The 13,866-nt window shown below is 68.0% G+C and carries 14 protein-coding genes; all 14 read left to right on the top strand.

Going from position 1 to position 13,866, the window contains the following annotated elements:
• Positions 1 to 169: 169 nt before the first annotated feature.
• The 14 genes from ndk to CCR84_RS16190 all read left to right on the top strand — a co-directional run bounded on the left by ndk (position 170) and on the right by CCR84_RS16190 (position 13,860).
• On the top strand, positions 170 to 598 hold the full coding sequence (ndk, locus tag CCR84_RS16125; RefSeq protein ID WP_201214664.1) for a nucleoside-diphosphate kinase: 429 nt from the start codon (positions 170 to 172) through the stop codon (positions 596 to 598).
• Between the two features lie 67 nt (positions 599 to 665).
• Positions 666 to 1,793: a dual-specificity RNA methyltransferase RlmN gene (gene rlmN, locus CCR84_RS16130; RefSeq protein ID WP_201214669.1), complete on the top strand. Its 1,128-nt coding sequence runs from the start codon at positions 666 to 668 to the stop codon at positions 1,791 to 1,793.
• Positions 1,794 to 1,901: 108 nt separating this feature from the next.
• On the top strand, positions 1,902 to 2,912 hold the full coding sequence (locus CCR84_RS16135; RefSeq protein ID WP_201214670.1) for a RodZ domain-containing protein: 1,011 nt from the start codon (positions 1,902 to 1,904) through the stop codon (positions 2,910 to 2,912).
• A gap of 13 nt (positions 2,913 to 2,925) precedes the next feature.
• The gene (gene ispG, locus CCR84_RS16140) at positions 2,926 to 4,161 is read left to right on the top strand and encodes a flavodoxin-dependent (E)-4-hydroxy-3-methylbut-2-enyl-diphosphate synthase (protein ID WP_201214684.1); all 1,236 of its coding nucleotides are present in this window, start codon (positions 2,926 to 2,928) and stop codon (positions 4,159 to 4,161) included.
• Positions 4,158 to 5,465 carry a histidine--tRNA ligase gene (gene hisS / locus CCR84_RS16145; protein ID WP_201214686.1) on the top strand — a complete coding sequence of 436 codons (1,308 nt, stop codon included), beginning with the start codon at positions 4,158 to 4,160 and terminating at the stop codon, positions 5,463 to 5,465. Before ispG ends, hisS begins: the two co-directional genes overlap by 4 nt.
• Entirely contained in the window at positions 5,465 to 6,160 is a 696-nt protein-coding gene (locus CCR84_RS16150) for a YfgM family protein (protein WP_201214687.1), read from the top strand. Before hisS ends, CCR84_RS16150 begins: the two co-directional genes overlap by 1 nt.
• A gap of 11 nt (positions 6,161 to 6,171) precedes the next feature.
• Entirely contained in the window at positions 6,172 to 7,341 is a 1,170-nt protein-coding gene (gene bamB / locus CCR84_RS16155; protein ID WP_201214688.1) for an outer membrane protein assembly factor BamB, read from the top strand.
• Complete coding sequence (gene der / locus CCR84_RS16160; protein ID WP_201214698.1) at positions 7,338 to 8,765, top strand: ribosome biogenesis GTPase Der; 1,428 nt, start codon at positions 7,338 to 7,340, stop codon at positions 8,763 to 8,765. The genes bamB and der overlap by 4 nt, the downstream gene beginning before the upstream one ends.
• Positions 8,766 to 8,846: 81 nt before the next feature.
• Positions 8,847 to 9,086, top strand: a complete 240-nt coding sequence (gene hfq / locus CCR84_RS16165; RefSeq protein ID WP_201214703.1) for an RNA chaperone Hfq — start codon at positions 8,847 to 8,849, stop codon at positions 9,084 to 9,086.
• Positions 9,087 to 9,108: 22 nt separating this feature from the next.
• On the top strand, positions 9,109 to 10,302 hold the full coding sequence (hflX, locus tag CCR84_RS16170; RefSeq protein ID WP_201214716.1) for a GTPase HflX: 1,194 nt from the start codon (positions 9,109 to 9,111) through the stop codon (positions 10,300 to 10,302).
• A 20-nt stretch (positions 10,303 to 10,322) separates the two neighbouring features.
• Complete coding sequence (hflK, locus tag CCR84_RS16175; RefSeq protein ID WP_201214720.1) at positions 10,323 to 11,573, top strand: FtsH protease activity modulator HflK; 1,251 nt, start codon at positions 10,323 to 10,325, stop codon at positions 11,571 to 11,573.
• Positions 11,573 to 12,463, top strand: a complete 891-nt coding sequence (gene hflC / locus CCR84_RS16180) for a protease modulator HflC (protein ID WP_201214734.1) — start codon at positions 11,573 to 11,575, stop codon at positions 12,461 to 12,463. The genes hflK and hflC overlap by 1 nt, the downstream gene beginning before the upstream one ends.
• A 63-nt stretch (positions 12,464 to 12,526) precedes the next feature.
• On the top strand, positions 12,527 to 12,712 hold the full coding sequence (locus CCR84_RS16185; RefSeq protein WP_201214736.1) for a DUF2065 domain-containing protein: 186 nt from the start codon (positions 12,527 to 12,529) through the stop codon (positions 12,710 to 12,712).
• The gene (locus tag CCR84_RS16190) at positions 12,709 to 13,860 is read left to right on the top strand and encodes an ATP phosphoribosyltransferase regulatory subunit (RefSeq protein ID WP_201214738.1); all 1,152 of its coding nucleotides are present in this window, start codon (positions 12,709 to 12,711) and stop codon (positions 13,858 to 13,860) included. Before CCR84_RS16185 ends, CCR84_RS16190 begins: the two co-directional genes overlap by 4 nt.
• The last annotated feature ends 6 nt before the right edge of the window (positions 13,861 to 13,866 follow it).

The following is a 13,866-nucleotide window of genomic DNA, read 5'->3' on the forward strand; positions in this document are numbered from 1 at the left end:
GAGTATTCGGCATTCGGCACCGACTCTTGGTAGAATGGCAAGTTGCGTGCCGATGTCTCGCCGCGTTGCCGGCCTCGTACCGGTGCCGGCTGCTGCCGCCTGGCCGGCAGCGACCGGCGTCGGCGCCCCCCGTATTTTCATCCCCTTGCCTCCTGTGGAGAACTGATTCATGGCTATCGAACGCACCCTTTCCATCATCAAGCCCGACGCCGTCGCCAAGAACGTCATCGGCCAGATCTACTCGCGCTTCGAAGGTGCCGGCCTCAAGGTCGTCGCGGCGCGCATGGCCTGGCTGTCGGAGCAACAAGCCGGTGCCTTCTACGCCGTGCACAAGGACCGTCCCTTCTTCAAGGATCTGGTCTCGTTCATGACCTCCGGCCCGGTGATGATCCAGGCGCTCGAAGGTGAAGACGCGATCGCCAAGAACCGCGAGCTGATGGGCGCCACCGATCCGAAGAAGGCCGCGCCGGGAACGATCCGCGCCGACTTCGCCGACTCGATCGACGCCAACGCCGTGCACGGTTCCGACGCCCCCGAAACCGCCGCGGTCGAAATCGCCTTCTTCTTCCCGACGCTCGACGTCTTCGCCGGCCGCTAAGCCGCCCAGCGCAGCGCCGCGTGGACTCCGGTCGGCGCGGCGCTGCGTTTGCATTTGAAGAGACGCAATGTCCGCCTTGCAGTCAGCCACTCCCCAGCCCGTCAATCTCCTCGATTTCGACGCCGCGGGGCTCACCGCCTTCTTTGCCGAACGCGGCGAGAAGCCTTTCCGCGCGCGGCAGGTGCTGCGCTGGATCCATCGCGGCTTCGTCGGCGACTTCGACGCGATGACCGACATTGCCAAGAGTCTGCGCGAGAAGCTGAAGCAGATCGCGACGATCACCCCGCCGGCGATCGTTGCCGACCGGCTCTCCGGCGACGGTTCTCGCAAGTTCCTGTTCGACGTGGGGGCCGGCAACGCCGTCGAGAGTGTCTTCATCCCCGAGGACGACCGCGGCACACTGTGCATCTCGACGCAGGCGGGTTGTGCGCTCGACTGCGCCTTCTGCTCGACCGGCAAGCAGGGCTTCAACCGCAATCTGACCACCGCCGAGATCATCGGCCAGTTGTGGCAGGCGAATTGTGTCCTGGGTGCGCGCGGCGCCGACCCGAAGGGCGAGCGCATCATCAGCAACGTCGTTCTGATGGGGATGGGCGAACCGCTGGCCAACCTCGACAATGCGATCACCGCGCTGCGCCTGATGCTCGACGACAACGCCTACGGCCTGTCGCGCCGCCGCGTGACGGTGTCGACCTCGGGCCTCGTGCCGGCGATGGACCGCTTGCGCGACGAATGCCCGGTGGCACTCGCGGTTTCGCTGCACGCGCCCGACGATGCGTTGCGCGACGTGCTGGTGCCGATCAACCGCAAGTATCCGCTGCGCGAACTGATGGCTGCCTGCCGGCGCTACCTCGAACGCGCGCCGCGCGACTTCGTCACTTTCGAATACGTCATGCTCGACGGCGTCAATGACTCCGACGCGCATGCGCGCGCGCTGCTGGCGCTCACGCGCAACACGCCGTGCAAGTTCAACCTGATTCCTTTCAACCCGTTCCCGGGCTCGCCCTACCGTCGTTCGCCGGCACCGCGCATTCGCCGCTTCGCCGAGATCCTGATCGAGGCGGGTGTCGTCGCAACGACGCGCAAGACGCGCGGCGACGACATTGCCGCCGCCTGCGGCCAGCTCGCCGGCCAGGTCGACGATCGTACGCGGCGCAGCGAGCGGCGCATCGTCGATGTGCGCAAGCTCGACTGAGGGCGCGCGCGGTGACGATGATGCGCAAGCGAGCCTCCAACCGATACTTTGGCGCCGTGCCTTGCCGGCGCTTCTCCCACGCAAGATGCTGTCGAAGGGCGAATACGAATGAGTGAAGCCACCCCCGCGCCGGTCAGCCCGGAGGTCAACAACACACAGTCGGGCAGCGCGCCGGCGCCGGCAGTTCAGCCGGGTATCGGCAGCCTGCTGCGCGCAGCACGCGAAGCCAAGGGACTGCCGATCGCTGCCGTCGCGCAGTCGCTGAAACTGAGCACGCGCCAGGTCGAGGCGCTCGAGGCGGACGACTGGTCGCACCTGCCCGGAGGGGTCTTCGTCCGCGGTTTCATTCGCAACTACGCACGCTTTCTCGCGATCGATCCCGATCCGCTGCTCGCCGCGCTCGATGCGGTGCAGCCCGCACCCGCGCCCCCCGAAGACCTGCAGCCGCACTGCGAGGGGGCGTCGATGCCGCTCGCCGGGGGCGAGCGGAGGCGTGACCGGATGGTGATGCTGTCGGGCCTCGCCCTGGTCCTTGGCGCGCTGGCCGTCTATTTCCTGGTCCCGGATGGTGCGCGCGATGAGGGCGCTGCGACGTCGGCCGAGCAGGCGAGCGAACCCGGCCAGACTGCGTCCGCTGCCGCCGCGGCCAGCGAAGCGACTCCGGCCGATACCCCGGTGCAGCCGCAGGAAGCGTCCGCTGGGCCGGCAGCGCAGCAGCCAGCGGCCATGCCAGGCCCGCAGGAGACCGTGACCCCGCTCGGCAACCTCCAGCCCAGGCCGCTGGCGAGTCCGGCAGCGGGCGCTGTGCCGACGCCGGCCGCGCAGCCGCAGGTGACGCCGCCGGCGCCGACCCCGTCGGCCACGGGCAAGGCTGCGGCGGGCGACACTGCGCTCGGCCTCACCTTCGTCAAGCATTCGTGGGTCGAGGTCCGCGATGCCAGCGGCAAGGTCGTCTTCTCGCAACTGAGCACGCCCGGCAGCGAATACAGCGTCAGTGGCAGCCCGCCGTTCACCGTTCGCGTCGGCAAGTCGAGCACGGTCAGCGTTCTCCACAAGGGCAAACAGCTTGAGCTCTCCGGTCGCAATGTCGGCGGGCAGGGTCTCTACGTGATTGATTGAACAGGATTTATCGATGAGTTCGAGTTTGCGCAAGGCGACGCGTGCAGTGCGCGTCGGCCCCGTGACCATCGGCGGCAAGTCGCCGGTGGTCGTCCAGTCGATGACCAACACCGACACCGCCGACTGGCTCGCCACCGCGATCCAGTGTGCCGAACTGGCGCGCGCCGGGTCGGAGCTGGTGCGCATCACCGTGAACACGCCGGAAGCCGCCGCCGCCGTACCGCGCATCCGCGAGCATCTGGCGAAGCTGAACCTCGAGGTGCCGCTGATCGGTGATTTCCACTACAACGGCCACCGCCTGCTCGCCGACTTCCCCGAGTGCGCCGAGGCGCTCGCCAAGTACCGGATCAACCCGGGCAACGTCGGTCACGGCAAGAAACGCGACGAGCAGTTCGCGCAGATGATCGAGTTCGCCTGCCGCTACGAGAAGGCGGTGCGCATCGGCGTGAACTGGGGCAGCCTCGACCAGGACCTGCTCGCGCGCATGCTCGACGAGAACTCGCGGCGCGCAGAGCCCATGGAACTCGCCGAGGTGATGCGCGAGGCGATGATCGGTTCGGCGCTCGAATCGGCGGCGAAGGCCGAGGAACTGGGACTGGCGCGCGAGCGCATCGTCCTCTCGTGCAAGGTCTCCGGCGTGCAGGAGCTGATCACGCTCTACCGCGAGCTCGCCGCGCGCGCCGACTACGCGCTGCATCTCGGCCTGACCGAAGCCGGCATGGGCTCCAAGGGGATCGTCGCCTCGACCGCCGCGCTCGCCGTGCTGCTGCAGGAGGGCATCGGCGATACCATCCGCGTCTCGCTGACGCCGGAACCGGGCGGCAGCCGCAGCCAGGAAGTGATCGTCGCGCAGGAGATCCTGCAGACCATGGGGCTCAGGGCGTTCACACCGATGGTCACCGCCTGCCCCGGCTGCGGGCGCACCACCAGCACCGTCTTCCAGGAACTTGCGCAGCACATCCAGAACCACGTGCGTAACCGCATGCCCGACTGGCGCAACGAGTACGACGGCGTCGAGAACATGACGCTGGCGGTGATGGGTTGCGTCGTGAACGGCCCCGGCGAGAGCAAGCACGCCAACATCGGCATCAGCCTGCCCGGGTCGGGCGAGGCGCCGGCAGCGCCGGTATTCGAGGACGGCGTCAAGACCGTCACCCTGCGCGGCGAGAACATCGCCGAGGAATTCACCGCCATCGTCGAGCGCTACGTGGCGCGCACCTATCAGAGAAAGAACCGCCTCCCGTCATGAGCCGAAACATCCAGTCCGTCCGCGGGATGAACGACATCCTGCCGGATGAAGCCGAACTCTGGGAACGCTTCGAGGAGATCGTCCGCAGCTGGCTGAAGAGCTACGGCTACCGGCCGATCCGCCTGCCGATCGTCGAGCCGACGCCCTTGTTCGCGCGCGCCATCGGCGCCGTCACCGACATCGTCGAGAAGGAGATGTACTCCTTCGTCGACAGCCTCAACGGCGAGCCGCTGACGCTGCGTCCCGAGGGCACCGCCGGCTGCGTGCGCGCGGCGATCCAGCACAACCTCGCCGCCGAACGACCGCAGCGCCTCTACTACTCGGGGCCGATGTTCCGCCACGAGCGCCCGCAGAAGGGGCGCTACCGCCAGTTCCACCAGATCGGCATCGAGGCGCTCGGCTTCACCGGCCCCGACATCGACGCCGAACACATCCTGATGGGCGCGCGCCTGTGGGACGACCTCGGCCTCGACGGCATCCGCCTCGAACTCAACTCGCTCGGCCAGCCCGAGGAGCGCGCCCGCCATCGCGCCGAGCTGATCGAGTATTTCGAGGAGCACGAGGAACTGCTCGACGAGGACGCGCGCCGCCGCCTGCACAGCAATCCCCTGCGCATCCTCGACAGCAAGAACCCGGCGATGCAGGAATTGATCGCCGGCGCGCCGAAGCTCGCCGACCACCTGGGACCCGAGTCGCTCGCGCATTTCGAGGGCGTGCAGCGCGTGCTGCGTGATGTCGGCATTCCGTACACGATCAACCCGCGGCTGGTGCGCGGGCTCGACTACTACAACCTGACCGTCTTCGAGTGGGTCACCGACCGCCTCGGCGCGCAGGGCACCGTCTGCGCCGGCGGGCGTTTCGACGGGCTGGTCGCGCAACTCGGCGGCAAGCCGACCCCGGCCTGCGGCTTCGCGATGGGCGTCGAGCGCCTGATCGCGCTGCTGTCCGAGGGCGGCGGCGCACCGACGGCGCTGCCGGTCGACGCCTACATCGTGCATCAGGGCGAAGCGGCCTCGCGGCTGGCGCCGCGCGTTGCCGAAGGCCTGCGCGACCAGGGCCTCGACGTGTTGCTCAATTGCGGCGGCGGCAGCTTCAAGTCGCAGATGAAGAAGGCCGACGCCAGCGGCGCACCGTTTGCCGTTATCATCGGTGACGACGAGGCCAACGCCGGCGAAGTCAGCCTGAAGCCCCTGCGCGAGTTTGGCAAAGGCGACGGCGAATTTGGCAGCGCGCAAACCCGCATCGCCATCGACGCGCTCGCCGAGGCGATCATCCAATCTTTGCTCGATGAGGACGAATCCTGATGGCCGCGTATGACCTCGAAGAACAGGAACAGCTTGCCGAAATCAAGAGCTGGTGGAAGCAGCATGGCAACAAGGTGGTCGGCGCTCTCCTCGCCGCTTCGCTGACGGTCGCTGGCTGGCAGGGCTGGAACTGGTATCAGCGCGAGCAGGCGGCGCAGGCTTCGGCCATCTTCTCGGTGCTGAAGGAGGCTGCCGAGCGCGGCGATTCGCAGCGGGTCAAGGCGGCCAGCGGTGAACTGCTCGAAAAGTTCGGCAGCACGCCGGTCGCCGCGCTCGGCGCGCTGACCGCATCCAGGGCCGCCTTCGACGCCGGTGACGTCAAGACCGCGCGTGCCCAGCTCGGCTGGGTGGTGGAGAACGGCAAGGACGAAGCGCGCGAGCTGGCGCGGCTGCGCCTGGCAACGCTCCTGATCGACGAGAAGGCTTGGGACGAGGCGCTGCGCCTGCTCGACGGCCCGGTCGCCGAGGGCTTCGCCGCGCGTTTCGCCGACGTGCGCGGCGACGTGCTCGCCGCTGCCGGCAGGAAGGCGGAAGCCGCGGCGGCGTGGAAGCAGGCCCTGGCCGCGCTCGCGACGGGTGCGGCGCAGGCGCGCGAGGCCAATTCGTCGTATCGCGAGTTGCTGCGGCTGAAGCTCGAAGCCAGCGGTGAAAGTGTGCCCGATGCACTCGCCGGCGCGGCAGGGCAAGTCAAGTGAAGGCCGCGACCATGAACGGTGGAAGGATCGACACGCGCGTGCTCGCGCGCGCCGCCGCTGTCGCGCTGCTGCCGCTGCTCGGTGCCTGCTCGACGCTCGATGCGATCAACCCGTTTGCCGCCAAGGGCGGGCCGAAGGTCGCCGAACTGCAGCCCTTCGTTGCCAGCGCGGAAACCCGCGTCGTCTGGAGCGACAGCGTCGGCAAGGCCGGCAGCTACGTCTTCTCGCCGGCAGTGGTCGGCGACAGCGTCTATGCGGTCGACCGCGACGGCGTGCTCAAGCGCTTCGAGGCTGGCAAGCAGGTCTGGCGGGTCAAGGTCGGCCAGGCCATTTCTGCCGGCGTCGGCGCCAGCGAGCGCGTCGTCGTCGTCGGTACGCCCAAGGGCGAACTGCTCGCCTTCTCCACTGCCGACGGATCGCGCCTGTGGTCGGCGCGGGCGACCAGCGAACTGCTGGCGCCGCCGGTCGTCGCCGACGATCTCGTGATCGTCCGTAGTGGCGACAACCGCCTGGCGGCGTACGCCGTCGAGGACGGCAAGCGGCGCTGGCTCTACCAGCGGCCGCTGCCGCCGCTGTCGGTGCGCGTCGCCGCGGCGCCGCTGATCGCCGATCGCTACGTGTTCGCCGGCTTCCCGGGCGGCAAGCTGGTCGCGGTCGATCTCGCCAACGGCGCGCTGACTTGGGAGGGTACCGTCGCCATTCCGAAGGGGGTCACCGAGCTCGACCGCGTCGCCGACATCACCAGCACGCCGGTGATCGACGGTCGGCAGATCTGCGCCGCCGCCTTCCAGGGGCGCGTCGCCTGTTTCGATCTCGGCAACGGTTCGCAGATGTGGGCACGCGACATTTCGAGCGCGGCCGGTCTGGCCATCGACAAGCGCTACGTCTATGTCAGCGACGACAAGGGCGCGGTGCATGCGCTCGACCGTGACAGCGGCGCGAGCATCTGGAAGCAGGACCGCCTCTTCCTGCGCCAGCTGACGGCGCCGCTGTCGCGCCGCGGTCTGGTCGCTGTCGCCGACCTGCAGGGTGTCGTGCACTTCCTCAACCGCGATGACGGCGCCTTTGCCGCACGCGTGAAAACCGACGGCAGTCCGGTCGTCGCTCCGCTCCAGGTCGGCCCCGACGGCATCGTCGTGCAGACCAGCGACGGCGGAATTTACTCGATCGAGATGCAATGAAACCGACCATAGTCCTGGTGGGGCGGCCGAACGTCGGCAAGTCCACCCTCTTCAACCGCCTGACCAAGACGCGCGATGCGCTGGTCGCCGACATTCCCGGTCTCACGCGTGACCGTCACTATGGCCATGGCCGCGTCGGCGAGCGTCCCTTCCTCGTCGTCGATACCGGTGGCTTCGAGCCGCAGGCCAAGGACGGCATCATGCACGAGATGGCGCGCCAGACCGAGCAGGCGATCGCCGAGGCCGACGTCGTCGTCTTCGTCGTCGACGGCCGCGCCGGGCTCGCTGCGCAGGACAAGGAAATCGCCGTCAAACTGCGCCGCGCCGGACGTCCGGCGCTCGTTGCCGTGAACAAGGCCGAGGGCCTCAACCGAGGCGTCGTCTCTGCCGAGTTCCACGAACTCGGGCTTGGCGACCCGCATCCGATCTCGGCCACGCACGGCGAGGGGGTGCGCGCGCTGGTCGAGGATGCGCTCGACGCGCTCGGCCAGGCGCCGGCGGGCGAGGACGAGTCGGCGGCCGCGGTCGCCGACGCCGAGGACGACGGCGTGCTCAAGGTCGCCATCGTCGGTCGTCCCAACGTCGGCAAGAGCACCATGATCAACGCGCTGCTCGGCGAGGAGCGCGTCATCGCCTTCGACCAGCCGGGTACGACGCGTGACGCGATCGACGTCGATTTCGAGCGCGGCGGCCGCAAGTACCGGCTCACCGATACCGCCGGCCTGCGTCGTCGCGGCAAGGTCTTCGAGACGATCGAGAAGTTCTCGGTGATCAAGACCCTGCAGTCGATCGAGGAGGCCAACGCGGTCGTCCTCGTGCTCGACGCGCGCGCCGAAGTGTCCGACCAGGACGCGCACATCGCCGGCTTCATCGTCGAATCGGGACGTGCGCTGACCGTCGCCGTGAACAAGTGGGACGGGCTCGATCCCTACGTGCGCGAGCGGGTGAAGGCCGACCTGGAGCGCAAGCTCAAGTTCCTGGATTTCGCCAAGTTCCACTACGTCTCGGCGCTGCAGGGGACCGGGCTCGAACAGGTCTTCCGCTCGGTCGATGCCGCGTACAAGGCGGCCACCGCGACGCTGCCGACGCCGCAACTGACGCGCGCGCTGATCGACGCGGTGTCGCGCCAGCAGCCGCCGCGTGCCGGCATCTTCCGGCCGAAGATGCGCTACGCGCACCAGGGCGGGCGCAATCCGCCGCTGATCGTGATCCACGGCAATGCGCTGGAGAAGGTGCCGGAGAGCTATCGCCGCTATCTGGAAGGCTATTTCCGCGAGACCTTCCGCCTGCAGGGGACGCCCCTGCGCATCCAGTTCAACGTCTCGCACAATCCCTTCGCCGAGCGCAAGAAACCTGCCGGAAAGCCCTCGGATGCGTTCGAGCGGCGCAAGCAGGCGATGGCCAGAGCCAAGAAAATCAATTAAGCTGCACTGCAGGTCAGCATCCTGGCATGCTTGGGGCGCGCCCGGCGCCCACCCGAAAACTTACAAGATGGAGCTTCACCCATGAGCAACAAAGGGCAACTTCTACAAGACCCGTTCCTCAACACGCTGCGCCGCGAGCATGTTCCGGTTTCGATCTACCTGGTCAATGGCATCAAGCTGCAGGGCCACATCGAATCCTTCGACCAGTACGTCGTGCTGCTCAAGAACACGGTGACGCAGATGGTCTACAAGCACGCCATCTCGACCGTGGTGCCGGCACGTCCGGTGCACATCCAGTCCGACCAGCCCGCCGAAGCCTGAGGGGCAGCCCTCCCGCCCACGCATGGGTAAGCCGCCTGGCGCCGAGCGCGCGCTGATCGTCCAACTCGATTTCGGTGTCGACGACGTCGTCGAGCAGCTCGAAGAGGTGCGCCTGCTGACGCTGTCCGCGGGCGCCGAGATCGCCGGCGAAGTGTGCGCGCGGCGCGCCAGCCCCGACCCGGCGACCTTCGCCGGCAAGGGCAAGGTCCAGGAAATCGCGGCGCTGGTCGCCGCTGCCGACGCGCAACTGGTGATCTTCAACCACGAGCTGTCGCCGGCGCAGGAACGCAACCTCGAACGCGCGCTCGGCTGCCGGGTGCTCGACCGCACCCGCCTCATCCTCGACATCTTCGCGCTGCGTGCGCAGAGCGCAGCCGGCAAGCTGCAGGTCGAACTCGCGCAACTCGACCACCTGGCGACACGCCTGGTGCGTGGCTGGACCCACCTGGAGCGGCAGAAGGGCGGCATCGGCCTGCGCGGTCCGGGGGAAAAGCAGCTCGAAACCGACCGCCGCCTGCTCGGCGTGCGCGTCAAGCTGTTGCGCGAGCGCCTTGCCCGTCTGGAAAAGCAGCGCGTGGTGCAGCGCCGCGCGCGGCAGAAGAGCGCTGTGTTGAGCGTGTCGCTGGTCGGCTACACCAACGCCGGCAAGTCGACCCTGTTCAACGCACTCACCCACGCCGGCGCCTATGCCGCCGACCAGTTGTTCGCGACCCTCGACACCTCGTCGCGCCGGCTGTGGCTGCCGGAGGCCGGCAACATCGTCATCTCGGATACGGTCGGTTTCATCCGTGACCTGCCGCACGAACTGGTCGCCGCCTTCCACGCCACGCTCGAAGCCACCGCCCAGGCCGACCTGCTCCTGCATGTCGTCGATTCGGCAAGTCCGGCACGCGAGCACCAGATCGCCGAGGTCGACAAGACGCTGCGCGAGATCGGCGCCGCCGATGTGCCGCAGATCCAGGTGCTGAACAAGGCCGATCTCACCGGCCTGCCGCCGGCGGTCGAGCGGGACGACTATGGTAGAATCCGGCTCATCCGCGTAAGCGCGATGACCGGCGAGGGTTTGCCCCTGCTGCGCGACGCGCTCGCCGAGGCGGCACTCGCGAAAGCCCGCGATCTGCGCCTCACCGATTCGCGTCTCCCCTCAACCGAGACGGGCTCGCCGGCATTGTCCGGCTCGGCCGAAACTGCAAAGGATCGACTCCCCTCCCTATGATTGCAAGCATCGGAGTACTCATGTCGCTGAACGACCCGCAATGGGGAGGTCGTGGCAATGGTGGCGGCAGGCGTCCGAACCAAGGGCCGCCCGACCTCGAAGAACTGTGGCGCGATTTCAACCGCCGCCTGTCCGGAATGATCGGCAAGAAGGGCGGTGGTAGCGGTGGCGGCGGCCAGTTGCCGCCGGCGAACCTCAGTCCGCGCATGCTCGGCGGTGGTGCCGGGGTCCTGCTCGTCCTCGCCTTCATCGTCTGGCTGGCGAGCGGCTTCTACATCGTCGATGCCTCGCAGCGCGGCGTCGTCCTGCGCTTCGGCAAGTTCAAGGAAACGACCGAGTCGGGCCTGCGCTGGCGACTGCCTTACCCGATCGAGGCGCACGAACTGGTGAACATCTCCGGCGTGCGCACGGTCGAGGTCGGCTACCGCGGCAGCGAGCGCAACAAGGTGCTCAAGGAAGCACTGATGCTGACCGACGACGAGAACATCATCAACATCCAGTTCGCGGTGCAGTACATCCTCAAGGACCCGGTCGCCTACGTCTTCAACAACCGCCATCCCGACGATTCGGTGATGCAGGTCGCCGAGACCGCGATCCGCCAGATCGTCGGCAAGAACCGCATGGACTTCGTGCTCTACGAGGGACGCGAGCAGATCGCCGTCGACGCCGCCCAGCTGATGCAGGAAACGCTCGACCTCTACGATACGGGCATCCTGATCTCGAAGGTGACGATGCAGAACGCGCAGCCGCCTGAACAGGTGCAGGCCGCCTTCGACGACGCGGTCAAGGCGGGGCAGGACCGCGAGCGGCAGAAGAACGAAGGCCAGGCCTACGCCAACGACGTCATTCCGAAGGCGCAGGGTACCGCGGCGCGCCTGCTGCAGGAGGCCGAGGGTTATCGCCAGCGCATCATCGCCACCGCCGAGGGCGACGCCAGCCGCTTCAAGCAGATCAACGTCGAATACGCGAAGGCGCCCGAAGTGACGCGTACGCGCATGTATCTCGAAACGATGCAGCAGGTCTATACGAATACCAGCAAGGTGATGATCGACGCCAAGGGGCAGGGCAACCTGCTCTATCTGCCGCTCGACAAGCTGATGCAGGCGACGGCCGCCGGCGCCCTGGCCACCGACTCGGCGGCAGCGGGACGCCCGGCCCAGTCGGCGGCGTCCGGTGCGGCCGCGGTACAGCCCGAAGCAGCGCCGCCACAGCTCGATCGCGACACGCGCTCGCGCGAATCGCTGCGCTCGCGTGAGCGGGAGGTCCGCTGATGAAACCCAATCTCAATGCGCTCAGCATCGGCGTGGCCGCGCTCGTGGGCCTGCTCAGTGCGTCGATCTTCACCGTCGATCAGCGCCAGTCGGCGATCGTCTTCCAACTCGGTGAAGTCCGCGACGTCATCACCGAGCCGGGGCTCTACTTCAAGGTGCCGCTGATCCAGAACGTGCGCTACTTCGAGAAGCGCATCCTGACCCTCGACAGCGCCGAACCCGAGCGTTTCATCACCTCGGAAAAGAAGAACGTCCTCGTCGATTCCTTCGTCAAGTGGCGGATCATCGATCCGAAGCTCTACTACATCTCGGTCGGCGGCGACGAGTCGCGCGCCAAGACCCGCCTGTCGCAGACGGTCAACGCCGGCCTGCGCGAGGAGTTCGGCAAGCGCACGGTGCACGACGTGGTCTCCGGCGAACGCGACCAGATCATGGAGCAGATGCGCGAGAAGGCCGACCAGGACGCGCGCAAGATCGGCGTTCAGATCGTCGACGTGCGCGTCAAGCGGGTGGACCTGCCGCTCGAGGTCAGCGAATCGGTGTACCGGCGCATGGAGGCCGAGCGCAAGCGCGTCGCCAACGAGCTGCGTTCGCAGGGTTCGGCCGAGGCCGAGAAGATCCGTGCCGACGCCGACCGCCAGCGTGAGGTGATCGTCGCCGAGGCCTACCGCGACGCCCAGAAGATCAAGGGCGAGGGTGACGCCAAGGCGGCGGCGATCTACGCGCAGGCCTTCTCGGCGAACCCCGAGTTCTATTCCTTCTACCGCAGCCTCGAAGCCTATTCGGCGTCGTTCAAGAACAAGAACGACGTGCTCGTGGTCGAGCCGAACTCCGATTTCTTCAAGTACATGAAGAGCGTCGGGCGCGGCGGCGACAAGGCCCGCAAGTAGTCGGGGAGTGGGTCGCGGCAGCCGCCGCGACGCTCGCCGAGAATCCGCCCCGAGAGTGGGAAAATGGGACAAACGCTGTTGCTCGCCTTCGCACTGATGCTGGTGCTCGAAGGCGTCGTTCCCTTCGCCGCGCCGAGCGCGTGGCGCGAGGGTTTCCGTCGGCTGACCGAGCTTTCCGACGGACAGATCCGATTCATCGGCCTGACCGTGATGCTGGTCGGGCTGGCTTTGCTGATGGTGTTGAATTGAACTGGCTGCTCCCCGATTACCTGGCCGACGCGCTGCCGCACGAGGCGGCGCAACTCGAACGCCTGCGCCGCCGCGCGCTCGACCTCTTCTCCCGGCACGGCTACGAGCTGGTGATGCCACCCCTGGTCGAGCACCTCGAATCGCTGCTCACCGGCTCGGGGCAGGATCTCAGGCTGCGCACCTTCAAGCTCGTCGACCAGTTGTCGGGACGCACCCTCGGCGTGCGCCCCGACATGACGCCGCAGGTCGCGCGCATCGACGCGCATCTCTTGAACCGCGACGGCGTCGTGCGTCTCTGCTACTGCGGCAGCGTGCTCAACACGCTGCCGGCGGCGCAGTCGGGCAACCGCGAACCGATCCAGCTCGGCGCCGAGCTCTACGGTCATGCCGGGGTCGAGGCCGACTTCGAGGCGCTGCGCCTGCTGGCGACCACGCTCGCCGCGCTCGGCGCGCCGGCCGAGCGCATCGACGTTGGTCACGTCGGCGTCTTCGCTGCGCTGGCCGAAGCTGCCGGGCTCGACGATGACGCCGAGGCGGCGCTCCTGCAACTCATGCAGCAGAAGGACCTGCCGAGCCTGCGCGTGGCCTGTGCCGGGATCGCCGAACCGTGGCGGGGTGCGCTCCTGCGCCTGCCCGAGCTCTACGGCGACGCGAGCACGCTCGAGCGCGCCGGAGCCGAACTGCCGGCGCTGCCGGCGATCGCCGCCGCCATCGAAGCGCTGCGCCGGCTGGCGGCGGCAGTGCCGGAACTGCCGCTCTCCTTCGACTTCGCCGACCTGCACGGCTACCACTATCACAACGGCGTCGTCTTTGCCGCCTACCGGCAAGGTTTTGCCGGCGCCATCGCGCGCGGCGGCCGCTACGACGGCGCCGGCGCGGCCTTCGGTCGCGCGCGACCGGCGACCGGTTTCTCGCTCGACCTGCGCGAACTCGCGCGCCTGGCGCCTGGCGAGGCGTCGCCGCGCGCGATCGCGGCACCGTTCGCCGAGGCCGCCGGCAGCCCGCTGGCGCAGGCGATCGCCGGGCTGCGTGCCGCCGGCGAAGCCGTCATCGAGCAATTTCCGGGAACAGAAGAAGACAGCCGCTGCGACCGCCGTCTGGTCGAGCGCGCTGGACAATGGACCATCGAAGCAATCAACAGGGACTGAGCAAAC

The sequence above is a fragment of the Rhodocyclus purpureus genome, from assembly GCF_016653115.1.
GTDB classification, from domain to species: Bacteria; Pseudomonadota; Gammaproteobacteria; order Burkholderiales; family Rhodocyclaceae; genus Rhodocyclus; species Rhodocyclus purpureus.

Bases quoted from the DNA above. Each gene is read 5' to 3' on its own strand.
- hflK (WP_201214720.1), top strand. From the start codon at position 10,323: ATGTCGCTGAACGACCCGCAATGGGGAGGTCGTGGCAATGGTGGCGGC.
- hisS (WP_201214686.1), top strand. From the start codon at position 4,158: ATGAGCCGAAACATCCAGTCCGTCCGCGGGATGAACGACATCCTGCCG.
- CCR84_RS16135 (WP_201214670.1), top strand. From the start codon at position 1,902: ATGAGTGAAGCCACCCCCGCGCCGGTCAGCCCGGAGGTCAACAACACA.
- der (WP_201214698.1), top strand. From the start codon at position 7,338: ATGAAACCGACCATAGTCCTGGTGGGGCGGCCGAACGTCGGCAAGTCC.
- hfq (WP_201214703.1), top strand. From the start codon at position 8,847: ATGAGCAACAAAGGGCAACTTCTACAAGACCCGTTCCTCAACACGCTG.
- ispG (WP_201214684.1), top strand. From the start codon at position 2,926: ATGAGTTCGAGTTTGCGCAAGGCGACGCGTGCAGTGCGCGTCGGCCCC.
- hflX (WP_201214716.1), top strand. From the start codon at position 9,109: ATGGGTAAGCCGCCTGGCGCCGAGCGCGCGCTGATCGTCCAACTCGAT.
- bamB (WP_201214688.1), top strand. From the start codon at position 6,172: ATGAACGGTGGAAGGATCGACACGCGCGTGCTCGCGCGCGCCGCCGCT.
- ndk (WP_201214664.1), top strand. From the start codon at position 170: ATGGCTATCGAACGCACCCTTTCCATCATCAAGCCCGACGCCGTCGCC.
- CCR84_RS16150 (WP_201214687.1), top strand. From the start codon at position 5,465: ATGGCCGCGTATGACCTCGAAGAACAGGAACAGCTTGCCGAAATCAAG.
- hflC (WP_201214734.1), top strand. From the start codon at position 11,573: ATGAAACCCAATCTCAATGCGCTCAGCATCGGCGTGGCCGCGCTCGTG.
- rlmN (WP_201214669.1), top strand. From the start codon at position 666: ATGTCCGCCTTGCAGTCAGCCACTCCCCAGCCCGTCAATCTCCTCGAT.
- CCR84_RS16185 (WP_201214736.1), top strand. From the start codon at position 12,527: ATGGGACAAACGCTGTTGCTCGCCTTCGCACTGATGCTGGTGCTCGAA.